Genomic DNA, 22,434 nt, shown 5'->3' with positions numbered 1-22,434 from the left:
AGGTTTGATCCCTTCGTGGGTCACCCCGCCCCGAAACCAAAACCCGGTGAGCTGCTGACGCACCAAGCGACGTGTGAGGGATTTGAACGTGCTCGACGTCAACTTTTTCGACGAGTTGCGAATTGGGCTGGCGACCGCGGACGATATTCGTCAGTGGTCGCACGGCGAGGTCAAGAAGCCCGAGACGATCAACTACCGCACCCTCAAGCCGGAAAAGGACGGGCTCTTCTGCGAGAAGATCTTCGGTCCGCAGCGGGACTGGGAGTGCTACTGCGGTAAGTACAAGCGGGTCCGGTTCAAGGGCATCATCTGTGAGCGCTGCGGCGTCGAGGTGACCCGCTCCAAGGTCCGCCGGGAGCGGATGGGCCACATCGAGCTCGCTGCTCCGGTGACCCACATCTGGTACTTCAAGGGCGTGCCGAGCCGGCTGGGTTACCTGCTGGACCTCGCTCCGAAGGACCTCGAAAAGATCATCTACTTCGCCTCGTACGTCGTGACGAGCGTTGACGCCGAGGCGCGTCACCGTGACCTCTCGACGATCGAGAACGAGATCCTGGCCGAGAAGCGGCAGTCGGAGAACAGCCGCGACTCGGAAATCGAGAAGCGGGCAGCCAAGCTCGAGGCCGACCTGGCCGAGCTGGAGGCCGAGGGCGCGAAGGCGGACGTCCGGCGCAAGGTCAAGGAGGGCGGAGAGCGCGAGATGCGCCAGATCCGCGACCGGGCCCAGCGCGAGATCGACCGCTTGGACGAGGTGCTGGACACCTTCCGCAAGCTGGATCCGAAGCAGCTGGTCACCGACGAGCTGCTTTACCGTGAGCTGCGCGACCGGTTCGGTGAGTACTTCACCGGCGGCATGGGTGCCGAGGCGATCAAGGCCCTGGTGCAGAACATGGACCTCGAGGCCGAGGCCGAGAACCTGCGGGAGACCATCCGGACCGGTAAGGGGCAGCGGAAGATCCGGGCGCTCAAGCGGCTCAAGGTGGTCGCCGCGTTCCAGAACACCCGCAACTCGCCGCTCGGCATGGTGCTGGACTGCGTCCCGGTCATTCCGCCGGACCTGCGCCCGATGGTGCAACTCGACGGTGGGCGGTTCGCCACCAGTGACCTGAACGACCTGTACCGCCGCGTGATCAACCGGAATAACCGGCTCAAGCGGCTGATCGATCTCGGCGCGCCAGAGATCATCGTCAACAACGAGAAGCGGATGCTCCAGGAGGCCGTCGACGCGCTGTTCGACAACGGCCGTCGGGGCCGGCCGGTCACCGGTCCGGGTAACCGTCCGCTCAAGTCGCTGTCCGACATGCTCAAGGGCAAGCAGGGTCGGTTCCGCCAGAACCTGCTGGGCAAGCGCGTCGACTACTCCGGCCGTTCGGTCATCGTGGTCGGCCCGAAGCTGAAGCTGCACCAGTGCGGCCTGCCCAAGCAGATGGCGCTGGAACTGTTCAAGCCGTTCGTGATGAAGCGGCTGGTCGACCTCAACCACGCACAGAACATCAAGTCCGCCAAGCGGATGGTCGAGCGGCAGCGGCCGGTCGTGTGGGACGTGCTGGAAGAGGTCATCGGCGAGCACCCGGTGCTGCTCAACCGGGCGCCCACCCTGCACCGACTCGGCATCCAGGCCTTCGAGCCGCAGCTGGTCGAGGGCAAGGCCATCCAGATCCACCCGCTGGTCTGTACCGCGTTCAACGCGGACTTCGACGGTGACCAGATGGCCGTGCACGTGCCGCTGTCCGCCGAGGCCCAGGCCGAGGCGCGGATCCTGATGCTGTCGTCGAACAACATCCTCAAGCCGGCCGACGGCAAGCCGGTCACCATGCCCACCCAGGACATGGTCATCGGGCTCTACCACCTGACCCACCTCACCACCGGTGAGCGCGGGGAGGGCCGGGCGTTCAGCTCGGACGCCGAGGCTCGGATGGCGTACGACAACGGTGAGCTGCACCTGCAGGCACCGGTCAAGATCCGCCTGCGGGACGTCGTCGAGGTCGACAACGGCGCTGGCGCGCAGCCCTGGACCGCCCCTGAGGGCTGGGTTCCGGGCGAGCCGGTGACGGTGGAGACCACCCTCGGTCGGGTGCTGTTCAACGAGACCCTGCCGCAGGGATACCGGTACGTGAACTACGAGATCCGCAAGGGTCAGCTCTCCGCGATCGTCAACGACCTCGCCGAGCGGTTCCCGAAGGTGGCCCTGGCAGCCACCCTGGACGGGCTCAAGGAGGCAGGTTTCCACTGGGCCACCTGGTCCGGCGTGACCATCGGCATGGAGGACGTCATCGCTCCGCCGCGCAAGCGGGAGATCCTGGAGCGGTACGAGAAGGAAGCCGACCGGATCGACAAGCAGTACCAGCGTGGTCTGATGACCGCCGAGGAGCGTCGCGGCGAGCTCATCGAGATCTGGACCAAGGCGACCAACGAGGTCGCCAAGGAGATGGACACCGCGCTGCCGCAGGAGAACCCGCTGTGGAAGATGATCAACTCGGGTGCTCGCGGTAACCTGCTCCAGCTCCGGCAGATCGCGGCGATCCGTGGTCTGGTGGCCAACCCGAAGGGCGAGATCATCCCGCGGCCGATCAAGGCCAGCTACCGGGAGGGTCTGTCCGTGCTGGAGTACTTCATCTCCACGCACGGTGCGCGTAAGGGTCTCGCGGACACCGCCCTGCGTACCGCCGACTCGGGTTACCTGACCCGGCGTCTGGTGGACGTCTCGCAGGACGTCATCATCCGCGAGGAGGACTGCGGCACCGACCGGGCCATCCCGATGCAGGTGGGTCAGCAGCTCGACGGCCGGCTGGTGGTGCACGAGCACGCCGAGACGAGCGTGCACGCCCGTACCCTGGCCGACGACATCAAGGGGCCGGACGGCACCGTCGTCGCCGAGCGTGGCTCGGACATCAACTCGATCCTGGTCGACAAGATCGTTGCGGCCGGGGTCGAGAACGTCCGGGTGCGCAGCGTGCTCACCTGCGAGTCGAAGCTGGGCGTCTGCGGTGCGTGCTACGGCCGTTCGCTGCCGACCGGCAAGATCGTCGACGTCGGCGAGGCGGTCGGCATCATCGCCGCCCAGTCGATCGGTGAGCCGGGTACGCAGCTGACGATGCGTACCTTCCACACCGGTGGTGTCGCGGGTGAGGACATCACCCAGGGTCTGCCGCGTGTCCAGGAGATCTTCGAGGCGCGGATCCCGAAGGGTAAGGCGCCCATCGCCGACACCCCCGGCCGGATCCGCATCGAGGACGGCGAGCGGTCGCGCAAGATCGTGGTGATTCCGGACGACGGCAGCGACGAGATCGTCTACGACAAGATCTCGAAGCGGGTTCGGCTGCGGGCCCACGACGGCGACCACGTCGAGGTCGGCGAGAAGCTCACCGAGGGCACCATCGACCCGCACGAGCTGCTGCGCATCCTCGGCCCTCGGGCGGTCCAGGTCCACCTGACCCAGGAGGTCCAGGAGGTCTACCGTTCGCAGGGTGTGCTCATCCACGACAAGCACATCGAGATCATCATCCGCCAGATGCTCAAGCGGGTGACGGTCATCGACTCCGGCTCGACCGAGTTCCTGCCGGGTGTGCTGGTCGACCGGGCGCTGTTCGAGTCGGAGAACCGCCGGCTCGTCGGCGAGGGCGGCGAGCCCGCCGCCGGTCGTCCGGTGTTGATGGGTATCACCAAGGCCTCGCTGGCCACCGACTCCTGGCTCTCGGCGGCCTCCTTCCAGGAGACCACCCGGGTGCTGACCGACGCGGCGATCCACGCCCGCAGTGACTCGCTGATCGGTCTCAAGGAGAACGTGATCATCGGTAAGCTCATCCCGGCCGGTACCGGCATCAGCAAGTACCGCAACGTCCGGGTCGAGCCGACCGAGGAGGCGAAGGCCAAGGTCTACTCGATGACCGGCTACCCGGAGACCGACTACGGTTTCGGGCCGGCCAGCGGCCAGGCGGTCCCGCTGGACGACTTCGACTTCGGGTCGTACCGCTAGACCGCGCAGTGACGTGGGAGGCCCCGGCGTGCATTCGCCGGGGCCTCCTCGTGTTCCGAGCCATTCCTCGGCGCAGCGGGGGAGGTGTCACCGCGCCGCAGGCCGACGTCGTGCCCTGGGTACGGCGCGGACATCGGTCGAGGGGGGCATCATGTGGTCATGACGATCGCACCCGGATCGGCGCCCGCCGCGTCGGCACCGCGTCATCCGCTCGACCCGGACCCGGTCCGGGCGACCAAGGCCCGGGCCGTCTTCGCCCTCGGCCTGATGGCGGCACTCACCGGGCTGCTGATCGGTGGCGTGGTACCGGCAACGGTGGCACTGCACCTGGCGCGGCAGGCGCGCCGGGAGGCGTACGCCTCGGGGGGCTTCCTGACCGGGGCGGCCTGGCTGCGTCGTGGCGAGCGGCTGGCCTGGACGGGGCTGGTGCTGGTCGCGGTCAGCCTGGTGGTGGTGCTGGTGATCGGGGTGGTCCGGCTCGCCGAGGCGCCGTACGGGCAGGACTTCGCGCCCGACATCGACTGACCTTTACGACCGCACGCAGGTCCTCGCGCCCGGCACCGAGGGGCTGACTGCCGGCGGTAGCCTGACCGGTGTCCGTCGCGTGGTGCGTGGACGCTGCCCGCCAAGGAGGATCCCGTGACGGAACCGGCGCGCCCTGAGGGCGGCGAAGCCGCTCAACCCACCGTCAGGCCGCCGGCTTTTGGACCGCCACCGGGCTCGCCGGCCTTCGGGCCGCCGCCCGGGTCGTCACCGCCGCCTCCGCCGCCTGGGTCGTCACCGCCGCCTCCGCCGCCTGGGTCGTCACCGCCGCCTCCGGTGGCCTTCGGGCCGTCGGCTCCCGGCCCACCAGCCTTCGGGCCGATGTCGGGTACCCCGGCGGCTCCGGGTTGGCCTGCCGGCGGCTCCGGGTGGCGGCAGCAGCCGCCACGGCCACCGGAGGCTCGTCCCCGACCGCCGAAGCGGATCGAACCGGTGCCTGGCACCCCGTTCGCAGTGGTGCATCTCGACGTGCCACCGGTCACCTCGGGCCTGGCGGTCGGTTCGCTGGTGGCCGGCATCACCTCGATCCTGGTGTCGATCCTGGTCATCTGCGTCGGTGCCATCGGGGGAGGAACGAACGGCGCCTGGGCGGCGGGCGCCTTCGCCGCGCTGGGTGGTCTCACCGGCCTGGGCGCCGTCCTCGCGGGCCTGCTCGGCATGCGGCAGATCCGCCGCCCGGCACCTCCTCCGGCGGTCCGCTTCACCGGTCGGGGCCTGGCCATCGCGGGTATCAGCTGTGGCGGAACCGGGGTGCTGCTCTGCCTGGTGGGTGTGGGGCTGGCGTTGCTGTCGGCACTGGCTTAGACCACCGGCAACAGGACTGGTGGGCTGCCGGGCCGGTTTCCGGTGGAGCCGGTACACTTGCCCCCGTAGGGGCCTATCACGGGCGGGCGGTGTGACAGAGGTCAGCCGGCAGGCGGTGCGACGTTCGGCGGGTTTTCCGTTTTGACCTGCGCGGCTGCGGTAGGTACTCTTTCCCCTTGTGCCCGGGCCTGCCCGGGCGACTCGTGCGTGCGCGAAGCCGGATAATTCGATGTCCGGACGGCAACACGATCGAGCCAGAAGATCCGGCCTGCGGCCCTCCGTGTGCCGGTGACAAGCCCGGGTCTGCGCGCAAGCGCCGGACGCGGGAAACCGTGAGTTGGGCGACACGCCCGACCGCGGGTGCCGGGACCTCCGCGAGGTGGCCCTGGCCGGAATGTAGGAGAGCCGATCACGAGGTCGGCTACGGCAGACGGCGCGGCCGCGACAGCGGCCGAAGGGAGCGGAGAAACCCGGTGCCCACCATTCAGCAGTTGGTCCGAAAGGGCCGTCAGGCGAAGACGACCAAGACCAAGACCCCGGCGCTCAAGGGCTCCCCGCAGCGGCGGGGCGTGTGCACCCGGGTGTACACCACCACCCCGAAGAAGCCGAACTCGGCGCTGCGCAAGGTCGCTCGCGTCAAGCTCAGCAGCCAGGTCGAGGTGACCGCCTACATCCCCGGTGTCGGGCACAACCTGCAGGAGCACTCGATCGTGCTCGTGCGTGGTGGCCGGGTGAAGGACCTCCCCGGTGTGCGTTACAAGATTGTTCGCGGTTCGCTGGACACCCAGGGTGTCCGGAACCGCAAGCAGGCGCGCAGCCGTTACGGCGCGAAGAAGGAGAAGAGCTGACATGCCGCGTAAGGGACCTGCTCCGCGGCGGCCGCTGGTCGCTGACCCGGTGTACAACTCACCGCTGGTCACGCAGCTGGTGAACAAGATCCTGCTGCGCGGCAAGCGTCAGCTCGCCGAGCGCGTCGTGTACGCCGCGCTGGAAGGCTGCCGGGAGAAGTCCGGGACCGACCCGGTCGTCACCCTCAAGCGCGCCATGGACAACGTCAAGCCGACCCTTGAGGTGCGCAGCCGCCGTGTCGGTGGCGCGACCTACCAGGTTCCGGTCGAGGTCCGGCCGGCCCGGGCCACCACGCTGGGCCTGCGCTGGTTGGTCACCTACGCCCGCGCGCGGCGTGAGAAGACCATGATCGAGCGGCTGATGAACGAGCTGCTGGACGCGAGCAACGGCCTCGGCGCCGCCGTCAAGCGGCGCGAGGACACGCACAAGATGGCCGAGTCCAACAAGGCCTTCGCGCACTACCGCTGGTAACACCCTGGTCCCGGCGCCGTCCGGTGCCGGGACCGCCACCAGTTGTGTCGATACGACGATAAGTAGGGATTGAAGTGGCCGCCGCAGACGCGCTCGCCAACGTACGCAACATCGGCATCATGGCCCACATCGATGCCGGGAAGACCACCACCACCGAGCGAATCCTGTTCTACACCGGCATCACGTACAAGATCGGTGAGGTCCACGAGGGCGGCGCCGTCATGGACTGGATGGAGCAGGAGCAGGAGCGCGGTATCACCATCACTTCCGCCGCCACGAAGTGCGAGTGGAAGGGCCACACGATCCAGATCATCGACACGCCCGGCCACGTCGACTTCACGGTCGAGGTGGAGCGGTCGCTGCGGGTGCTGGACGGTGCCGTCGCGGTGTACGACGGTGTGGCCGGCGTGGAGCCGCAGACGGAGAACGTCTGGCGTCAGGCGGACAAGTACAACGTCCCCCGGATGTGTTTCGTCAACAAGCTCGACCGCACCGGCGCGGACTTCTTCCGCTGCGTGCAGATGATGATCGACCGGCTGAACGCCACCCCGCTGGTGCTTCAGATCCCGATCGGCGCCGAGAGCGACTTCATCGGCGTGGTCGACCTGGTCGAGATGCGCGCCCTCACCTGGCGTGGTGAGACCCAGAAGGGTGAGGACTACGCGGTCGAGGAGATCCCGGCCGACCTGGCCGACTCCGCCGCCGAGTGGCGCGAGAAGCTGATGGAGACCCTGGCCGACGTCGACGACTCGGTGATGGAGAAGTACCTGGAGGGCGAGGAGATCTCCGTTGAGGAGATCAAGGCCGCCATCCGTCGGGCCACCATCGCGGGCAAGGCCAACCCGGTCTTCACCGGTACCGCGTTCAAGAACAAGGGCATCCAGCCGATGCTGGACGCGGTTGTCGCGTACCTGCCGTCGCCGCTGGACATCCCGGCGATCGAGGGTACGGCCACCGACGGCGAGACCCCGATGCAGCGCAAGCCGTCGGTGACCGAGCCGTTCTCCGGTCTGGCCTTCAAGATCCAGACCGACAAGCACCTCGGTAAGCTCACCTACGTGCGGATCTACTCCGGCACGCTCGAGTCCGGCTCCCAGGTGGTCAACTCCACCAAGGACCGCAAGGAGCGGATCGGCAAGATCTACCAGATGCACGCCAACAAGCGGGAGGAGCGCAGCTCCGCCCATGCCGGCGACATCATCGCGGTGCAGGGTCTGAAGCAGACCACCACCGGTGACACCCTGTGTGACCCGGCGAACCCGGTCATCCTGGAGTCGATGACCTTCCCGGAGCCGGTCATCGAGGTGGCCATCGAGCCGAAGACCAAGGCCGACCAGGAGAAGCTCAGCACCGCCATCCAGCGGCTGGCCGAGGAGGACCCGACCTTCCGCGTCAAGCTGGACGACCAGACCGGTCAGACGGTCATCTCCGGCATGGGCGAGCTGCACCTGGACATCCTGGTCGACCGGATGCGCCGCGAGTTCAACGTCGAGGCGAACATCGGTAAGCCGCAGGTGGCGTACCGCGAGACCATCCGCCGCAAGGTGGAGAAGGTCGAGTACACCCACAAGAAGCAGACCGGTGGTTCCGGCCAGTACGCCCGGGTGATCATCAGCCTGGAGCCGCTGCCGCTGGGGAACGAGGCACCGACCTACGAGTTCGCGAACGCCGTCACCGGTGGTCGCATCCCGCGGGAGTTCATCCCGTCGGTGGACGCGGGTGCCCAGGACGCCATGCAGTACGGCATCCTCGCCGGCTTCCCGTTGGTGGGTGTCAAGCTCACCCTGGTGGACGGCCAGTACCACGAGGTCGACTCGTCCGAAATGGCATTCAAGATCGCCGGCTCGATGGCGATGAAGGAGGCGGCCCGCAAGGCCGACCCCGCACTGCTCGAGCCGATGATGGCTGTTGAGGTCACCACTCCCGAGGAGAACATGGGTGACGTCATCGGCGACCTCAACTCCCGACGCGGCATCATCCAGGCGATGGAGGAGCGCAGCGGCGCCCGTGTCGTCCGCGCCCTGGTGCCGCTGTCGGAGATGTTCGGCTACGTCGGCGACCTGCGGTCGAAGACCCAGGGCCGGGCTAGCTACAGCATGCAGTTCGACTCCTACGCGGAGGTTCCGGCCTCCGTCGCGAAGGAGATCATCGCCAAGGCGACGGGTGAGTGACGCTCACCTGACGTGATCGGATGATCCGACGGTGGTCGCGGGAGGCATCCCCGACCGCGACCACCTCGGTCGGATTGTGTGAATTCCGGGCCTGTAGGCTTCATCGCCGCAGAACCCACAAAGCTCTCCGACCGTCAGGTCGGAAAGGCTGTCGACAGAGTCCTAAGCGCCGACCTGGCGCGCCGGGGCGAACGAACCAAGAAGTCCACAGGAGGACACCAGTGGCGAAGGCGAAGTTCGAGCGGACTAAGCCGCACGTCAACATCGGCACCATTGGTCACATCGACCACGGTAAGACGACGCTGACGGCGGCCATCACCAAGGTCCTGCACGACCAGTACCCGGAACTCAACCCGTACACGCCGTTCGACGAGATCGACAAGGCGCCGGAGGAGAAGGCCCGCGGCATCACGATCTCGATCTCGCACGTCGAGTACCAGACCGAGGCGCGGCACTACGCGCACGTCGACTGCCCCGGTCACGCCGACTACATCAAGAACATGATCACCGGTGCCGCCCAGATGGACGGCGCGATCCTGGTGGTCGCGGCGACCGACGGCCCGATGCCGCAGACCCGCGAGCACGTGCTGCTGGCCCGCCAGGTTGGCGTGCCGTACATCGTCGTGGCGCTCAACAAGAGCGACATGGTCGACGACGAGGAGCTGCTGGAGCTCGTCGAGCTCGAGGTCCGCGAGCTGCTCTCGTCGCAGGAGTACCCGGGCGACGACCTGCCGGTCGTGCGGGTCTCCGCGCTGCGGGCCCTGGAGGGTGACCCGGAGTGGACCGGTCGCCTGATGGAGCTCATGAACGCCGTCGACACCGCGATCCCGCAGCCGGAGCGCGAGACCGAGAAGCCGTTCCTGATGCCGATTGAGGACGTCTTCACGATCACCGGTCGTGGCACCGTCGTCACCGGTCGCGCCGAGCGTGGCGTGCTCAAGCCGAACGAGGAGGTGGAGATCGTCGGTATCCGCGAGAAGTCGCAGAAGACGGTCTGCACCGGCATCGAGATGTTCCGCAAGCTGCTCGACGAGGCCCGTGCGGGTGAGAACGTCGGTCTGCTGCTGCGTGGCATCAAGCGCGAGGACGTCGAGCGCGGCATGGTGGTTGTGAAGCCGGGCACCACGACCCCGCACACGGAGTTCGAGGCGACGGTCTACATCCTCTCCAAGGAGGAGGGCGGCCGGCACACCCCGTTCTTCCAGAACTACCGTCCGCAGTTCTACTTCCGGACCACGGACGTCACCGGTGTCGTCACCCTCCCCGAGGGCACCGAGATGGTCATGCCGGGCGACAACACCACGATGTCCGTGAAGCTGATCCAGCCCATCGCGATGGAGGACAACCTCAAGTTCGCGATCCGGGAGGGTGGCCGTACGGTCGGCGCTGGTCGCGTCACCAAGATCATCAAGTGAGCTGGGTAACCCCGATTAGACCGGCCGCCGGTCGTGCGGCATACTAGTCAGGTTGCGTAACGACAGTTCGCCGCCCGTGTTCGGCTTCCGCTGAACCTCCGGGTAGGCAGAGCAGTCGGGCGTGGGGTGGTTGGCGGTCAGTCCGCCAACCACCCTCGCACGGCGTTCAGGTCGCCTCAGTGCGATCGGCGCCTGGACCCACCGCGGTCAGGATCGCTCCGGTATCCCGGGGCGGAGCCTGGCCCCAGGGCGCGACACGCCCGACCGCGGGGGTGGGCGAAGAGGGTCTGTGCCAGCCGGTACAGGCACCCGCAACACAGCGGCATCGAGAGAAGGAACAGAAGCCACCATGGCGGGACAGAAGATCCGCATCCGGCTCAAGGCCTATGACCACGAGGTCGTCGACTCCTCGGCTCGGAAGATCGTCGAGACGGTGACGCGTACCGGGGCGCAGGTCGCGGGCCCGGTGCCGCTGCCCACGGAGATCAACCGTTTCTGCGTCATCCGCTCGCCGCACAAGTACAAGGACTCGCGCGAGCACTTCGAGATGCGTACGCACAAGCGACTGATCGACATCATCGACCCGACCCCGAAGACGGTCGACTCGCTCATGCGCCTCGACCTGCCGGCTGGCGTCGACATCGAGATCAAGCTGTAGGGACCGGACACATGGACAGGCAAGTTAAGGGGATCCTGGGCGCGAAGCTCGGCATGACCCAGGTCTGGGACAACAACCGCGTTGTTCCGGTGACCGTGGTTCAGGCCGGCCCGTGCGTCATCACCCAGGTTCGTGACGCCGACAAGGACGGTTACTCCGCGGTCCAGCTGGCGTACGGGACGATCGACCCGCGAAAGGCCAAGAAGCCGCTGCGTGGGCACTACGCCAAGGCCGACGTGGCGCCGCGCCGGCACATCGTCGAGCTGCGCACCAACGACGCCGCGGACTACTCGCTCGGCCAGGAGATCACGGTCGAGGAGTTCCCGGCCGGTGTCTCGATCGACGTGACCGGCAAGACCAAGGGCAAGGGTTACGCCGGCCCGATGAAGCGGCACGGCTTCCACGGTCTGCGCGCCAGCCACGGTGTCGAGCGCAAGCACCGCTCGCCGGGCTCGATTGGCGCCTGCGCCACCCCGGGTCGTGTCTTCAAGGGCACCCGGATGGCCGGCCGCATGGGTGGCGTGCGCTACACCGTGCAGAACCTGACCGTCCAGGCGGTCGACACCGAGAACAACCTCCTGCTCGTCCGTGGTGCCATCCCTGGCCCCAAGGGCGCGCTGGTCCTGGTCCGTACCGCGGCCAAGACCAAGGCGAAGAAGGGCGGTGTGGGCAAGTGACCACCGTTGACGTCCTCAACTCAGAGGGCACCAAGACCGGCTCGGTCGAGCTGCCCGCCGACATCTTCGACGCGCAGGCCAACATCGCGCTGATGCACCAGGTCGTGGTGGCCCAGCTCGCGGCGGCCCGCCAGGGTACGCACAAGACCAAGTCCCGCGGCGAGGTCTCCGGCGGCGGCAAGAAGCCGTACAAGCAGAAGGGCACCGGTCGGGCCCGGCAGGGCTCGATTCGCGCGCCGCAGTTCGCCGGCGGTGGCGTGGTCCACGGTCCGGTGCCGCGCGACTACAGCCAGCGGACGCCCAAGAAGATGAAGGCCGCCGCGCTGCGTGGCGCCCTGTCGGACCGGGCGCGCGCCGGGCAGGTGCACGTCGTCGAGGCGTTCGTCTCGGGCGAGAAGCCGTCGACCAAGGCCGCCCTGGCCACGCTCGCCAAGCTGACCACCGCCCGGCGGGTGCTGGTCGTGCTGAGCAGCACCGACGAGATGAACTGGGTGTCGCTGCGCAACGAGCCGCGGGTGCACCTGATCGAGGCCGGCCAGCTCAACACGTACGACGTGCTGGTGGCCGACGATGTGGTCTTCACCAAGGAGGCCCTGGACGAGTTCCTGGGCGTACCGGCCGAGACCACCGAGGAGGGTGGCAAGTGAGCACGATCGCCGATCCGCGCGACATCATCGTCGCGCCGGTCGTCTCGGAGAAGAGCTACAGCGAGCTGAACCGCAACTGGTACACCTTCCTGGTGCACCCGGACGCGAACAAGACGGCGATCAAGATCGCTATCGAGCAGATCTTCAACGTCCGTGTCCTGACGGTCAACACGCTCAACCGCGAGGGCAAGCGCAAGCGGACCCGTACCGGGTTCGGTAAGCGCAAGGACACCAAGCGGGCGATGGTGAAGCTGGCTGAGGGCGACCGCATCGAGGCCTTCGGCGGCCCGGTCAGCTGAGGGGTGTAGACAATGGCTATCCGTAAGTACAAGCCGACGACGCCGGGCCGGCGTGGCTCGAGCGTCGCCGACTTCGCCGAGATCACCCGGTCGACGCCCGAGAAGTCGCTGCTGGCTCCGCTGCCCAAGAAGGGCGGCCGGAACGTGCACGGCCGGATCACCGCCCGGCACCAGGGCGGCGGTCACAAGCGTCAGTACCGGATCATCGACTTCAAGCGGGTCGACAAGGACGGCGTGCCGGCCAAGGTCGCGCACATCGAGTACGACCCGAACCGCACCGCGCGGATCGCGCTGCTGCACTACGCCGACGGCGAGAAGCGTTACATCGTCGCGCCGAAGGACCTGAAGCAGGGCGACAAGGTCGAGTCCGGTCCGAGCGCCGACATCAAGCCGGGTAACAACCTGCCGCTGCGCAACATCCCGGTCGGTACCACCATCCACAACGTGGAGCTGCGTCCGGGCGGCGGTGCCAAGCTGGCCCGCTCGGCCGGCGTCGGTATCCAGCTGCTCGGCCGTGAGGGCGCGTACGCGACCCTGCGGATGCCCTCCGGCGAGATCCGGCGGGTGGACGTGCGCTGCCGCGCCAGCATCGGTGAGATCGGCAACGCCGACCAGTCGAACATCAACTGGGGTAAGGCCGGCCGGATGCGCTGGAAGGGCAAGCGCCCGACCGTCCGTGGTGTCGCGATGAACCCGGTCGACCACCCGCACGGTGGTGGTGAGGGCAAGACCTCCGGTGGTCGCCACCCGGTCAACCCGCAGGGTAAGCCCGAGGGCCGTACCCGTCGTAAGGGCCAGCCGAGTGACCGGCTGATCGTCCGCCGTCGCTACGCCACGCGTAAGCGCGGCTGAGGGAGATAAGACATGCCTCGCAGCCTGAAGAAGGGCCCGTTCGTCGACGACCACCTGCTCAAGAAGGTGGAGACGCAGAACGAGAAGGGCTCGAAGAACGTCATCAAGACCTGGTCGCGGCGCTCGACGATCATCCCGGAGATGCTCGGGCACACGATCGCCGTGCACGACGGACGTAAGCACGTCCCGGTGTTCGTGACCGAGGCGATGGTCGGGCACAAGCTCGGCGAGTTCGCGCTGACCCGCACGTTCAAGGGTCACGAAAAGGACGACCGGAAGAGCCGCCGGCGCTGACGCCGCGGGCATACGGATAGAGGATCAAGGGGTTACAGCGATGCCAGGAAAGGGCGACGCTCCGGTGCTTCCGGGCGCGCGGGCGGTTGCGCGGTATGTGCGCATCTCGCCGATGAAGGCGCGCCGGGTGGTCAACCTCGTCCGCGGCCTGCCCGCGAAGGAGGCGCTCACGGTGCTGCAGTTCGCGCCGCAGGCTGCGAGCGAGCAGGTGTACAAGGTGCTCGCCAGCGCGATCGCCAACGCGGAGAACAACGAGCGGCTGGACCCCGACGCGCTGCTCGTCAGCGAGGCGTTCGTGGACGAGGGCCCGACGATGAAGCGGTTCCAGCCTCGGGCGCAGGGTCGGGCGTACCGGATCCGCAAGCGCACCTGCCACATCACCGTGGCGGTCGAGGCGGTTGCGCCGGCCGCGCCACGGAAGTCGGCGAACAAGGCGGCTCCGGCGAAGCAGACCGCGCCGGCCGAGACGCAGAGCAACACGGAGGGTGCCGAGTAATGGGTCAGAAGGTTCACCCGCACGGGTTCCGGCTCGGCATCTCGACCGACTGGAAGTCCCGCTGGTTCGCGGACAAGCTCTACAAGGACTACATCGGCGAGGATGTCAAGATCCGCCGAATGATGTCCAAGGGCCTGGAGCGCGCCGGCATTTCCAAGGTCGACATCGAGCGCACCCGCGACCGGGTCCGCGTCGACATCCACACCGCACGGCCGGGCATCGTCATCGGCCGTAAGGGTGCGGAGGCCGACCGGATTCGTGGCGAGCTGGAGAAGCTCACCGGCAAGCAGGTGCAGCTGAACATCATCGAGGTGAAGAACCCCGAGTCGGACGCGCAGCTGGTCGCCCAGGGCGTGGCCGAGCAGCTCTCCAGCCGGGTCAGCTTCCGTCGGGCGATGCGCAAGGCGATGCAGTCGGCGATGAAGAACCCGATGTGCAAGGGCATCCGGGTGCAGGTCTCGGGTCGCCTCGGCGGCGCCGAGATGAGCCGTACGGAGTTCTACCGCGAGGGTCGGGTTCCGCTGCACACGCTGCGGGCCAACATCGAGTACGGCTTCTTCGAGGCTCGTACCACCTTCGGCCGGATCGGCGTGAAGGTCTGGATCTACAAGGGCGACGCGGTGCCGGGTCGGGAGACTCCGACCGAGGCGCCGTCGCGCCCGCGCCGGGAGCGCGGTGACCGGCCCGAGCGGCCGCGCCGCGGTCGGTCGGGTTCGTCCGGCACGACCTCCGGTGGCACCGAGGCCGGCCGGGCTGCCGCGACGACCGTCGCGCAGCAGGCCGAGACGCCGAGTGGCGAGCCGGTCGACAGCGCTGCTGTCGCGGCTGCTGCTTCGGCTCCGGCAGAAACGCAGCAGGAGGGCTGACAGATGCTGATGCCGCGCAAGCCCCCGAAGGGCTTCCGCAAGCCGCACCACCCGGACCGCAGCGGCGCGTCCAAGGGCGGCAACCGGGTGATGTTCGGCGAGTTCGGGATCCAGGCTCTGGAGCCGGCGTACGTGACCAACCGGCAGATCGAGTCGGCGCGTATCGCGATGACCCGCCACATCAAGCGTGGCGGCAAGGTCTGGATCACCATTTTCCCGGACCAGGCCCTCACCAAGAAGCCGGCGGAAACCCGGATGGGTTCCGGTAAGGGCTCGCCCGAGTGGTGGGTCGCGAACGTCAAGCCCGGGCGGGTTCTCTTCGAGATGTCCTTCCCGAACGAGCAGATCGCGCGAGAGGCGATGCGTCGCGCGATCCACAAGCTCCCGATGAAGTGCCGCATTGTTACGCGCGAAGTGGGTGAATCCTGATGGCAGCGGGCGTTAAGGCCTCCGAGCTGCGTGAGCTCTCCGAGGAGGAGCTGGTCACGAAGCTGCGCGAGGCCAAGGCGGAGCTGTTCAACCTCCGCGTGCAGGCCGCAACCGGGCAGCTGGACAACAACCGGCGGCTGCAGGTCATCCGTCGGGAGATCGCCCGGATCTACACGATCATGCGTGAGCGTGAGCTGGGGCTCTCGGCCGCGCCGACTGAGGTGGCTTCATGAGCGAGAACACGACCGCGAGCGCGGAGCGCGTGCGGGGACGCCGTAAGGTCCGTGAGGGCCTGGTGGTCAGCGACAAGATGGACAAGACCGTCGTGGTCGAGGTCGAGGACCGGGTCAAGCACGCGCTGTACGGCAAGATCATGCGCCGGACCAGCAAGCTCAAGGTCCACGACGAGCAGAACTCCGCTGGCATCGGCGACCGCGTCCTGATCATGGAGACCCGGCCGCTTTCCGCCACCAAGCGGTGGCGGCTCGTGGAGATCCTCGAGAAGGCCAAGTAGCGAAGGCTCGAGCTCGGCCGAGATGGTCGGGCGCAGGTTCCGCCAGGCTCCGGCCGCTCCGGCGGCCGGAGAACCGGCAGACATAGGAGATAGACGTGATTCAGCAGGAGTCGCGACTGCGCGTCGCCGACAACACGGGTGCCCGGGAGATCCTGTGCATCCGGGTGCTCGGTGGCTCCGGTCGGCGCTACGCGAGCATCGGCGACGTTATCGTGGCCACCGTCAAGGACGCGATCCCGGGTGCCGGTGTGAAGAAGGGCGACGTGGTCAAGGCCGTCATCGTCCGCACCGCCAAGGAGAAGCGGCGGCCGGACGGTTCGTACATCCGCTTCGACGAGAACGCCGCCGTCATCATCAAGGACGGTGGGGACCCGCGCGGTACCCGTATCTTCGGCCCGGTCGGTCGCGAGCTGCGGGACAAGCGGTTCATGAAGATCATCTCTCTCGCGCCGGAGGTGTTGTGACCGTGAAGGTCAAGAAGGGTGACACGGTCATCGTCATCGCCGGCAAGGACAAGGGTGCCAAGGGCAAGGTCATCGCGGCCTACCCGCGGCAGGACAAGGTCCTGGTCGAGGGCGTGAACCGGATCAAGAAGCACACTCGCATCAGCACCACCCAGCGTGGCGCCAAGACTGGTGGCATCGTCACTCAGGAGGCTCCGATCCACGTCTCGAACGTGATGGTCGTGGACTCCGACGGCAAGCCGACCCGCGTCGGTTACCGGATCGACGAGAACGGCCAGAAGGTTCGCATCGCGCGTAGCACCGGTAAGGACCTGTGATGACCACGGCTACCGAAACCAAGACGATGCCGCGCCTCAAGGAGCGGTACCGCAACGAGATCATCGCCCAGCTGCGTGAGCAGTACGAGTACGGCAACCCGATGCAGGTGCCGCGGTTGGTCAAGATCGTCGTGAACATGGGCGTCGGCGAGGCCGCTCGGGACGCCAAGCTCATCGACGGCGCGGTCCGCGACCTGGCCACCATCACCGGTCAGAAGCCGCAGGTCCGGCGGGCGACGAAGTCCATCGCGCAGTTCAAGCTCCGCGAGGGCATGCCGATCGGCGCGAAGGTGACCCTGCGCGGCGACCGGATGTGGGAGTTCCTGGACCGGCTGCTCTCCATCGCGCTGCCGCGTATCCGTGACTTCCGCGGCCTCGACGGGCGCAAGCTCGACGGGCACGGCAACTACACGTTCGGTCTGACCGAGCAGTCGGTGTTCCACGAGATCGACCAGGACAAGATCGATCGCCAGCGGGGCATGGACATCACGGTGGTTACGACCGCCACGACCGACGACGAGGGCCGGGCGCTGCTGAAGTTCCTGGGCTTCCCGTTCAAGGAGAACTGAGATGGCCAAGAAGGCGCTGATCCTCAAGGCGGCCGCGAAGCCGAAGTTCTCGGTTCGCGCGTACACCCGCTGCCAGCGGTGCGGGCGTCCCAAGGCGGTCTACCGCAAGTTCGGGCTCTGCCGGGTGTGTATCCGGGAGATGGCCCACCGCGGTGAGCTGCCCGGCGTGTCCAAGGCTTCCTGGTAATAGCCCGGCGCGCTTCGGCGCATCAGCTGGACTGTCTCTTCGCCGTAGGCCTGCGAGTCGCGGGAACCCCGGCGAGAAAGGTTGACGAGTTTTCATGACGATGACCGACCCGATCGCAGACATGCTCACGCGTCTGCGTAACGCCAACCAGGCGTACCACGACCGGGTGACGATGCCCTACTCGAAGATCAAGGCCAACATCGCCGAGGTCCTCAAGTCCGAGGGTTACATCGCCACCTGGGCGGTCGAGGAGCCCGAAGAGGGTGCCGTCGGCAAGCGACTGGTCGTCGAGCTGAAGTACGGCCAGAACCGGGAGCGGAGCCTGGCCGGTATCAAGCGCGTCTCCAAGCCCGGTCTGCGGGTGTACGCCAAGTCGGACGGGCTCCCTCGGGTGCTCGGTGGGCTGGGCGTGGCGATCATTTCGACGTCCCAGGGGCTGCTCACCGACCGGCAGGCCCGCAAGCGGAGCGTTGGCGGGGAAGTCCTCGCCTTCGTCTGGTAACGGGAGACAGGTAGAAATGTCGCGAATTGGACGTAAGTCGATCCCGGTGCCATCCGGCGTCGACGTGACGATCGACGGCCAGACCGTCAAGGTGAAGGGCCCCAAGGGTGAGCTGTCGCACACCCTGGCCGCGCCGATCACGATCGAGCGGGCCGAGGACGGGCAGTTGAGCGTCAACCGCCCGAACGACGAGCGCAAGGCCAAGGAACTGCACGGCCTGAGCCGTACCCTGGTCGCCAACATGATCGTCGGGGTCACCGAGGGCTACCGCAAGAGCCTGGAGATCGCCGGTACCGGTTACCGGGTCACCGCCAAGGGCAAGGACCTGGAGTTCGCGCTCGGGTTCTCGCACCCGGTGCAGGTGCAGGCGCCCGAGGGCATCACCTTCACGGTGGAGCGGCCGACTCTGTTCCACGTGGCTGGCATCGACAAGCAACTCGTCGGTGAGGTCGCCGCCAACATCCGGAAGATCCGCCCGCCAGAGCCCTACAAGGGCAAGGGCGTGAAGTACCAGGGCGAAGTGATTCGCCGCAAGGCCGGAAAGGCAGGTAAGAAGTGAGCGCCACGCTGCTCAAGCGCCGCCGCGGCGTCGCCGCCAAGCGTGCCGTCGGGCGTGCGCGTCGGCACTTCCGCGTCCGCAAGAACGTCAGTGGTACCGCTGCGCGTCCGCGCCTGGTGGTCACCCGTTCGCTGCGGCACATCGTCGCCCAGATCGTGGACGACACCAAGGGTCACACCCTGGCGTCGGCCTCGACCCTGGACGCCTCGGTGCGCGGCACGGAGGGCGACAAGAGCGCCCTCGCTGGCAAGGTCGGCACCCTGCTGGCCGAGCGGGCCAAGGCCGCTGGCATCGCCAAGGTCGTCTTCGACCGCGGTGGCAACCGGTACGCGGGGCGGGTCGCCGCGCTTGCCGACGCCGCCCGCGAAGCCGGGCTCGAGTTCTGACAATCCCCGTCACGAGAGAGAAGGAAGGCTGCTGATGCCAGGTCAACAGCGCCGTGGCGGCGGGTCCGGTGGCAACGAGGGTGGTCGCCGCGACAACCGCCGTGAGGGCGGCCGCGGAAACGCGCCCGCCGAGAAGACCCCGCACCTCGAGCGGGTCGTCGCGATCAACCGCGTCGCCAAGGTCGTGAAGGGTGGTCGTCGCTTCAGCTTCACCGCCCTGGTGATCGTGGGCGACGGCGACGGCAGCGTGGGCGTGGGCTACGGGAAGGCCAAGGAGGTGCCTGCGGCGATCGCCAAGGGCGTCGAGGAGGCCAAGAAGCACTTCTTCAAGGTGCCGCGGATCGGTTCCTCGATCCCGCACCCGGTCACGGGCGAGGACGCCGCCGGGGTGGTGCTGCTCAAGCCGGCCTCCGCCGGTACGGGCGTCATCGCCGGTGGTCCGGTCCGTGCCGTGCTGGAGTGCGCGGGCATCCACGACGTGCTCTCCAAGAGCCTGGGCTCGTCGAACCCGATCAACATCGTGCACGCCACCGTGGCCGCGTTGAAGGGGCTGGAGTCCCCGGAGGCCGTGGCCGCGCGGCGGGGCCTGCCGGTGGAGGACGTGGCTCCGGCGGCCATGCTGGCCTCGCGGGCGGAGGTGGCGTCCTGATGGCACGTCTCAAGGTCACCCAGGTCCGTTCCGAGATCGGGACCAAGCGCAACCAGCGTGAGTCGCTGCGTTCGCTCGGTCTCAAGCGGATCAATGACGTGGTGGTCAAGGAGGACCGGCCCGAGATTCGCGGCATGATCTTCACGGTCAACCACCTCGTGAAGGTCGAGGAGGTCGAGTAATGACGATCAAGGTCCATCACCTGCGCCCGGCGCCGGGGGCCAAGACCGCGAAGACCCGCGTGGGTCGCGGTGAGGGTTCCAAGGGCAAGACCGCCGGTCGGGGTACCAAGGGTTCGAAGGCCCGGAAGAACATCCCGGCGGCGTTCGAGGGCGGGCAGATGCCCATCCACATGCGCCTGCCGAAGCTGAAGGGCTTCAAGAACAAGTTCAAGGTGGTCTTCCAGGTCGTCAACCTGGACCGCCTGGCCGAGCTGTTCCCCAACGGTGGCCAGATCGGCCCGACCGAGCTGGTCGAGGCTGGCGCGGTCCGCAAGGGACAGCCGGTGAAGGTCCTCGGCACCGGGGACCTCGGCGGGGTGGCTCTTCAGGTGTCGGCGCACGCGTTCAGCGCGTCGGCCAAGGAAAAGATCACCGCCGCCGGCGGCTCGGTAACCGAGCTGTAGAGGGGTTTTGCCATGGCGCCCGCCAGTTGATCCCAGCTGGCGGGCACCGTGCTCTACAACGGGCTTGTGCGCCCGGTAACATCGGATTCGGTTTATGTAGCCGGGCGATCTGCCCGTACCGGGATTGGGCTGTTAGAGTCCCTTCCCAGCCATGGAATCGGGCACTTGCCCGGAGCCCACCCCGATCCGCCAGGGACGACCGGCGGCCCGCCTCGCGCAGGAGGAAGAAGTTGCTGTCCGCCTTTCTCAGTGCGTTCCGTACGCCTGACCTGCGCAAGAAGCTGCTGTTCACAGTCGGCATCATCGCGATCTACCGGCTCGGCGCCACGGTGCCCAGCCCGGGCGTCTCGTACGGCAACGTGCAGAAGTGCCTGGAAGCCGTTGAAGGCTCCACCGGCGTCCTGAACCTGCTCGATCTCTTCTCCGGTGGGGCGCTGCTCCAGCTCTCGATCTTCGCGCTGGGCATCATGCCCTACATCACCGCGTCGATCATCCTGCAGCTGCTGACGGTGGTCATTCCCCGGCTCGAGCAGCTCCGTAAGGAGGGGCAGGCCGGCCAGGCGAAGATCACTCAGTACACCCGCTACCTGACCTTGGGGCTGGGTGTCCTGCAAGCCTCGGCGTTCGTGGCGCTGGCCCGCTCCGGGCAGCTGTTCAACAACATGTGCAACGAGGAGATCATCCCGACCGGCACCGGCATCCCGGACTGGCTGACGCTGTCCATCCTGGTGATGACGATGACCGCCGGTACCGGCATGGTCATGTGGCTCGGTGAGCTGATCACCGACCGGGGTGTCGGTAACGGCATGTCGGTGCTGATCTTCACCTCCATCGCGGCCCGCCTGCCCAGCGAGGGCTGGCGGATCAAGGAGAGCCAGGGCTGGTGGAAGTTCCTGCTCGTGATCGCGTTGGTCCTGGTGGTCATCACCGCGGTCACCTTCATCGAGCAGGCGCAGCGCCGGATCCCGGTGCAGTACGCCAAGCGCATGATCGGCCGGCGGATGTACGGCGGCACGTCGACCTACATCCCGTTGAAGGTCAACCAGGCGGGTGTGATCCCGGTCATCTTCGGCTCGTCGCTGCTCTACCTGCCGCAGCTGGCGCTGCAGTTCTTCGACCAGAACGACCCGGGCAAGACCCAGGCGTGGATCCAGAACAACCTGGTCGACCCGACCAGCCCGATCTACATCGCGGTCTACTTCCTGCTGATCGTCTTCTTCACGTACTTCTACGTCTCGATCACGTTCAACCCGACCGAGGTCGCGGACAACATGAAGAAGTACGGCGGCTTCGTGCCGGGTATCCGCCCCGGCAAGCCGACCGCCGACTACCTGGACTTCATCCTCAGCCGGATCACCCTGCCGGGTTCTCTCTACCTCGCGACCATCTCAATCCTGCCGAACTTCTTCTTCATCTGGCTGGATCGGCAGCAGTACCTCAACTTCCCGTTCGGTGGGGTGGCTGTTCTGATCATGGTTGGTGTGGCTCTGGAGACGAGCAAGCAGATCGAGAGCCAACTGATGCAGCGGAACTACGAAGGGTTCCTGCGGTAGATGAGACTGGTTCTGGTTGGCCCGCCGGGGGCGGGCAAAGGCACACAGGCGGAGTTCATCGCCGCGCATCTGTCCGTGCCGAAGATCTCGACCGGCGACATCTTCCGGGCCAACGTGTCCCAGGGCACGCCGCTCGGCGTCGAAGCCAAGCGCTACATGGATGCCGGCAAGCTCGTGCCGGACGAGGTCACCATCAACATGGTGCGGGACCGGCTCGCTGAGCCGGACGCCGCCGAAGGTTTCCTCCTGGACGGGTTTCCGCGTACCACCCCGCAGGCCGCCGCGCTGGACAAGCTCCTCGCGGATCTCGGGACCGCGTTGGACATCGTGCTCGAACTGGTCGTCGACGACGACGAGGTGATCCGGAGGCTCTCCGGCCGGCGTACCTGCCGGGGCTGCGGCAAGATTTGGCATGTCGAGTTCGACGCGACCAGCCGGGAAGGTGTCTGCGACCGTTGCGGCGCGGAGCTGTTCCAGCGGGACGACGACAAGCCGGAGACCATCGCCGCCCGGTTGCGTGAGTACGCCGAGAAGACCGCGCCGTTGGTCGACTACTACGGCGCGCAGGGCAAGCTGGTCGGCATCGACGCCACCGGCCCGGTGGAGGACGTCACGGTCCGCGCCATCGATGCCCTGCGGTCGTACGGGGGCTGAGTCGCCCG

31 protein-coding genes are annotated in these 22,434 nt (G+C 67.4%); 30 read left to right on the top strand and 1 reads right to left on the bottom strand.

Going from position 1 to position 22,434, the window contains the following annotated elements:
* Positions 1 to 88 precede the first annotated feature (88 nt).
* Positions 89 to 3,976 carry a DNA-directed RNA polymerase subunit beta' gene (locus tag Vlu01_RS10835; protein ID WP_203997450.1) on the top strand — a complete coding sequence of 1,296 codons (3,888 nt, stop codon included), beginning with the start codon at positions 89 to 91 and terminating at the stop codon, positions 3,974 to 3,976.
* Between the two features lie 159 nt (positions 3,977 to 4,135).
* Positions 4,136 to 4,501 (top strand): hypothetical protein, encoded by a 366-nt coding sequence (locus Vlu01_RS10830; protein ID WP_203997249.1) that lies wholly within the window; start codon positions 4,136 to 4,138, stop codon positions 4,499 to 4,501.
* A gap of 163 nt (positions 4,502 to 4,664) precedes the next feature.
* On the opposite strand, the gene Vlu01_RS10825 is transcribed toward Vlu01_RS10830, so the two are convergent.
* Positions 4,665 to 4,913, bottom strand: a complete 249-nt coding sequence (locus tag Vlu01_RS10825) for a hypothetical protein (protein WP_203997248.1) — start codon at positions 4,911 to 4,913, stop codon at positions 4,665 to 4,667.
* A gap of 38 nt (positions 4,914 to 4,951) precedes the next feature.
* Here Vlu01_RS10825 and Vlu01_RS10820 point away from each other — a divergent pair, with 38 nt between their 5' ends.
* From Vlu01_RS10820 to Vlu01_RS10685, 28 genes are all read left to right on the top strand, one after another.
* A complete protein-coding gene (locus tag Vlu01_RS10820; RefSeq protein ID WP_203997247.1) occupies positions 4,952 to 5,323 on the top strand; it encodes a hypothetical protein in 372 nt (123 codons plus the stop codon).
* A 473-nt stretch (positions 5,324 to 5,796) separates the two neighbouring features.
* Positions 5,797 to 6,171 (top strand): 30S ribosomal protein S12, encoded by a 375-nt coding sequence (rpsL, locus tag Vlu01_RS10815; RefSeq protein WP_013735958.1) that lies wholly within the window; start codon positions 5,797 to 5,799, stop codon positions 6,169 to 6,171.
* Between the two features lies 1 nt (position 6,172).
* Positions 6,173 to 6,643 carry a 30S ribosomal protein S7 gene (rpsG, locus tag Vlu01_RS10810; protein WP_093403604.1) on the top strand — a complete coding sequence of 157 codons (471 nt, stop codon included), beginning with the start codon at positions 6,173 to 6,175 and terminating at the stop codon, positions 6,641 to 6,643.
* Between the two features lie 74 nt (positions 6,644 to 6,717).
* Complete coding sequence (gene fusA / locus Vlu01_RS10805) at positions 6,718 to 8,814, top strand: elongation factor G (protein WP_203997246.1); 2,097 nt, start codon at positions 6,718 to 6,720, stop codon at positions 8,812 to 8,814.
* A 221-nt stretch (positions 8,815 to 9,035) separates the two neighbouring features.
* Positions 9,036 to 10,229: an elongation factor Tu gene (gene tuf / locus Vlu01_RS10800; protein ID WP_203997245.1), complete on the top strand. Its 1,194-nt coding sequence runs from the start codon at positions 9,036 to 9,038 to the stop codon at positions 10,227 to 10,229.
* Positions 10,230 to 10,578: 349 nt separating this feature from the next.
* Positions 10,579 to 10,887, top strand: a complete 309-nt coding sequence (rpsJ, locus tag Vlu01_RS10795) for a 30S ribosomal protein S10 (RefSeq protein WP_007073037.1) — start codon at positions 10,579 to 10,581, stop codon at positions 10,885 to 10,887.
* Between the two features lie 11 nt (positions 10,888 to 10,898).
* Positions 10,899 to 11,564 (top strand): 50S ribosomal protein L3, encoded by a 666-nt coding sequence (gene rplC / locus Vlu01_RS10790; RefSeq protein ID WP_203997244.1) that lies wholly within the window; start codon positions 10,899 to 10,901, stop codon positions 11,562 to 11,564.
* Positions 11,561 to 12,211: a 50S ribosomal protein L4 gene (gene rplD / locus Vlu01_RS10785; protein ID WP_203997242.1), complete on the top strand. Its 651-nt coding sequence runs from the start codon at positions 11,561 to 11,563 to the stop codon at positions 12,209 to 12,211. Before rplC ends, rplD begins: the two co-directional genes overlap by 4 nt.
* Positions 12,208 to 12,510, top strand: coding sequence for a 50S ribosomal protein L23 (gene rplW / locus Vlu01_RS10780; RefSeq protein WP_093403611.1), 303 nt, complete (start codon positions 12,208 to 12,210; stop codon positions 12,508 to 12,510). Before rplD ends, rplW begins: the two co-directional genes overlap by 4 nt.
* 12 nt (positions 12,511 to 12,522) lie before the next feature.
* On the top strand, positions 12,523 to 13,362 hold the full coding sequence (rplB, locus tag Vlu01_RS10775) for a 50S ribosomal protein L2 (protein WP_203997240.1): 840 nt from the start codon (positions 12,523 to 12,525) through the stop codon (positions 13,360 to 13,362).
* Positions 13,363 to 13,374: 12 nt separating this feature from the next.
* Complete coding sequence (gene rpsS / locus Vlu01_RS10770) at positions 13,375 to 13,656, top strand: 30S ribosomal protein S19 (protein WP_091290357.1); 282 nt, start codon at positions 13,375 to 13,377, stop codon at positions 13,654 to 13,656.
* A 40-nt stretch (positions 13,657 to 13,696) separates the two neighbouring features.
* Positions 13,697 to 14,152 (top strand): 50S ribosomal protein L22, encoded by a 456-nt coding sequence (gene rplV / locus Vlu01_RS10765; RefSeq protein WP_164447883.1) that lies wholly within the window; start codon positions 13,697 to 13,699, stop codon positions 14,150 to 14,152.
* A complete protein-coding gene (gene rpsC, locus Vlu01_RS10760) occupies positions 14,152 to 15,018 on the top strand; it encodes a 30S ribosomal protein S3 (protein WP_203997238.1) in 867 nt (288 codons plus the stop codon). Before rplV ends, rpsC begins: the two co-directional genes overlap by 1 nt.
* Positions 15,019 to 15,021: 3 nt before the next feature.
* Positions 15,022 to 15,447: a 50S ribosomal protein L16 gene (gene rplP, locus Vlu01_RS10755; protein WP_203997235.1), complete on the top strand. Its 426-nt coding sequence runs from the start codon at positions 15,022 to 15,024 to the stop codon at positions 15,445 to 15,447.
* Entirely contained in the window at positions 15,447 to 15,680 is a 234-nt protein-coding gene (gene rpmC / locus Vlu01_RS10750) for a 50S ribosomal protein L29 (RefSeq protein ID WP_117226251.1), read from the top strand. Before rplP ends, rpmC begins: the two co-directional genes overlap by 1 nt.
* A complete protein-coding gene (gene rpsQ / locus Vlu01_RS10745) occupies positions 15,677 to 15,961 on the top strand; it encodes a 30S ribosomal protein S17 (protein ID WP_117226250.1) in 285 nt (94 codons plus the stop codon). The genes rpmC and rpsQ overlap by 4 nt, the downstream gene beginning before the upstream one ends.
* Before the next feature lie 95 nt (positions 15,962 to 16,056).
* Positions 16,057 to 16,425: a 50S ribosomal protein L14 gene (gene rplN, locus Vlu01_RS10740; RefSeq protein ID WP_015619002.1), complete on the top strand. Its 369-nt coding sequence runs from the start codon at positions 16,057 to 16,059 to the stop codon at positions 16,423 to 16,425.
* Positions 16,422 to 16,742, top strand: a complete 321-nt coding sequence (gene rplX / locus Vlu01_RS10735; RefSeq protein WP_203997231.1) for a 50S ribosomal protein L24 — start codon at positions 16,422 to 16,424, stop codon at positions 16,740 to 16,742. Before rplN ends, rplX begins: the two co-directional genes overlap by 4 nt.
* On the top strand, positions 16,742 to 17,311 hold the full coding sequence (gene rplE / locus Vlu01_RS10730; RefSeq protein WP_203997229.1) for a 50S ribosomal protein L5: 570 nt from the start codon (positions 16,742 to 16,744) through the stop codon (positions 17,309 to 17,311). The genes rplX and rplE overlap by 1 nt, the downstream gene beginning before the upstream one ends.
* A 1-nt stretch (position 17,312) precedes the next feature.
* A complete protein-coding gene (locus Vlu01_RS10725; RefSeq protein WP_007073023.1) occupies positions 17,313 to 17,498 on the top strand; it encodes a type Z 30S ribosomal protein S14 in 186 nt (61 codons plus the stop codon).
* Between the two features lie 94 nt (positions 17,499 to 17,592).
* On the top strand, positions 17,593 to 18,000 hold the full coding sequence (gene rpsH / locus Vlu01_RS10720) for a 30S ribosomal protein S8 (RefSeq protein WP_093403619.1): 408 nt from the start codon (positions 17,593 to 17,595) through the stop codon (positions 17,998 to 18,000).
* A 16-nt stretch (positions 18,001 to 18,016) separates the two neighbouring features.
* Entirely contained in the window at positions 18,017 to 18,559 is a 543-nt protein-coding gene (gene rplF, locus Vlu01_RS10715; RefSeq protein ID WP_203997226.1) for a 50S ribosomal protein L6, read from the top strand.
* On the top strand, positions 18,556 to 18,945 hold the full coding sequence (gene rplR / locus Vlu01_RS10710; protein WP_203997224.1) for a 50S ribosomal protein L18: 390 nt from the start codon (positions 18,556 to 18,558) through the stop codon (positions 18,943 to 18,945). The genes rplF and rplR overlap by 4 nt, the downstream gene beginning before the upstream one ends.
* A 34-nt stretch (positions 18,946 to 18,979) precedes the next feature.
* Positions 18,980 to 19,594, top strand: a complete 615-nt coding sequence (gene rpsE, locus Vlu01_RS10705) for a 30S ribosomal protein S5 (RefSeq protein WP_203997223.1) — start codon at positions 18,980 to 18,982, stop codon at positions 19,592 to 19,594.
* Complete coding sequence (gene rpmD / locus Vlu01_RS10700; RefSeq protein ID WP_018784560.1) at positions 19,594 to 19,776, top strand: 50S ribosomal protein L30; 183 nt, start codon at positions 19,594 to 19,596, stop codon at positions 19,774 to 19,776. The genes rpsE and rpmD overlap by 1 nt, the downstream gene beginning before the upstream one ends.
* Positions 19,776 to 20,219 (top strand): 50S ribosomal protein L15, encoded by a 444-nt coding sequence (gene rplO, locus Vlu01_RS10695; RefSeq protein WP_203997220.1) that lies wholly within the window; start codon positions 19,776 to 19,778, stop codon positions 20,217 to 20,219. Before rpmD ends, rplO begins: the two co-directional genes overlap by 1 nt.
* Positions 20,220 to 20,449: 230 nt before the next feature.
* On the top strand, positions 20,450 to 21,772 hold the full coding sequence (gene secY / locus Vlu01_RS10690; RefSeq protein ID WP_203997218.1) for a preprotein translocase subunit SecY: 1,323 nt from the start codon (positions 20,450 to 20,452) through the stop codon (positions 21,770 to 21,772).
* Entirely contained in the window at positions 21,773 to 22,426 is a 654-nt protein-coding gene (locus Vlu01_RS10685; RefSeq protein WP_203997216.1) for an adenylate kinase, read from the top strand.
* The last annotated feature ends 8 nt before the right edge of the window (positions 22,427 to 22,434 follow it).

This window comes from Micromonospora lutea (assembly GCF_016863535.1).
Classification (GTDB): Bacteria; Actinomycetota; Actinomycetes; order Mycobacteriales; family Micromonosporaceae; genus Micromonospora; species Micromonospora lutea.
Note: the sequence above shows the minus strand (reverse complement) of the source record. Positions and strands in the feature narration are given on the sequence as shown.

Excerpts from the sequence above, each read along its gene's own strand:
- Vlu01_RS10830 (WP_203997249.1), top strand. The coding sequence starts at position 4,136 with ATGACGATCGCACCCGGATCGGCGCCCGCCGCGTCGGCACCGCGTCAT.
- rpsG (WP_093403604.1), top strand. The coding sequence starts at position 6,173 with ATGCCGCGTAAGGGACCTGCTCCGCGGCGGCCGCTGGTCGCTGACCCG.
- rpsJ (WP_007073037.1), top strand. The coding sequence starts at position 10,579 with ATGGCGGGACAGAAGATCCGCATCCGGCTCAAGGCCTATGACCACGAG.
- rplC (WP_203997244.1), top strand. The coding sequence starts at position 10,899 with ATGGACAGGCAAGTTAAGGGGATCCTGGGCGCGAAGCTCGGCATGACC.
- rplB (WP_203997240.1), top strand. The coding sequence starts at position 12,523 with ATGGCTATCCGTAAGTACAAGCCGACGACGCCGGGCCGGCGTGGCTCG.
- rpsS (WP_091290357.1), top strand. The coding sequence starts at position 13,375 with ATGCCTCGCAGCCTGAAGAAGGGCCCGTTCGTCGACGACCACCTGCTC.
- rplV (WP_164447883.1), top strand. The coding sequence starts at position 13,697 with ATGCCAGGAAAGGGCGACGCTCCGGTGCTTCCGGGCGCGCGGGCGGTT.
- rpsC (WP_203997238.1), top strand. The coding sequence starts at position 14,152 with ATGGGTCAGAAGGTTCACCCGCACGGGTTCCGGCTCGGCATCTCGACC.
- rplP (WP_203997235.1), top strand. The coding sequence starts at position 15,022 with ATGCTGATGCCGCGCAAGCCCCCGAAGGGCTTCCGCAAGCCGCACCAC.
- rpmC (WP_117226251.1), top strand. The coding sequence starts at position 15,447 with ATGGCAGCGGGCGTTAAGGCCTCCGAGCTGCGTGAGCTCTCCGAGGAG.
- rpsQ (WP_117226250.1), top strand. The coding sequence starts at position 15,677 with ATGAGCGAGAACACGACCGCGAGCGCGGAGCGCGTGCGGGGACGCCGT.
- rplE (WP_203997229.1), top strand. The coding sequence starts at position 16,742 with ATGACCACGGCTACCGAAACCAAGACGATGCCGCGCCTCAAGGAGCGG.
- Vlu01_RS10725 (WP_007073023.1), top strand. The coding sequence starts at position 17,313 with ATGGCCAAGAAGGCGCTGATCCTCAAGGCGGCCGCGAAGCCGAAGTTC.
- rpsH (WP_093403619.1), top strand. The coding sequence starts at position 17,593 with ATGACGATGACCGACCCGATCGCAGACATGCTCACGCGTCTGCGTAAC.
- rplF (WP_203997226.1), top strand. The coding sequence starts at position 18,017 with ATGTCGCGAATTGGACGTAAGTCGATCCCGGTGCCATCCGGCGTCGAC.
- rpsE (WP_203997223.1), top strand. The coding sequence starts at position 18,980 with ATGCCAGGTCAACAGCGCCGTGGCGGCGGGTCCGGTGGCAACGAGGGT.
- rpmD (WP_018784560.1), top strand. The coding sequence starts at position 19,594 with ATGGCACGTCTCAAGGTCACCCAGGTCCGTTCCGAGATCGGGACCAAG.
- rplO (WP_203997220.1), top strand. The coding sequence starts at position 19,776 with ATGACGATCAAGGTCCATCACCTGCGCCCGGCGCCGGGGGCCAAGACC.
- Vlu01_RS10685 (WP_203997216.1), top strand. The coding sequence starts at position 21,773 with ATGAGACTGGTTCTGGTTGGCCCGCCGGGGGCGGGCAAAGGCACACAG.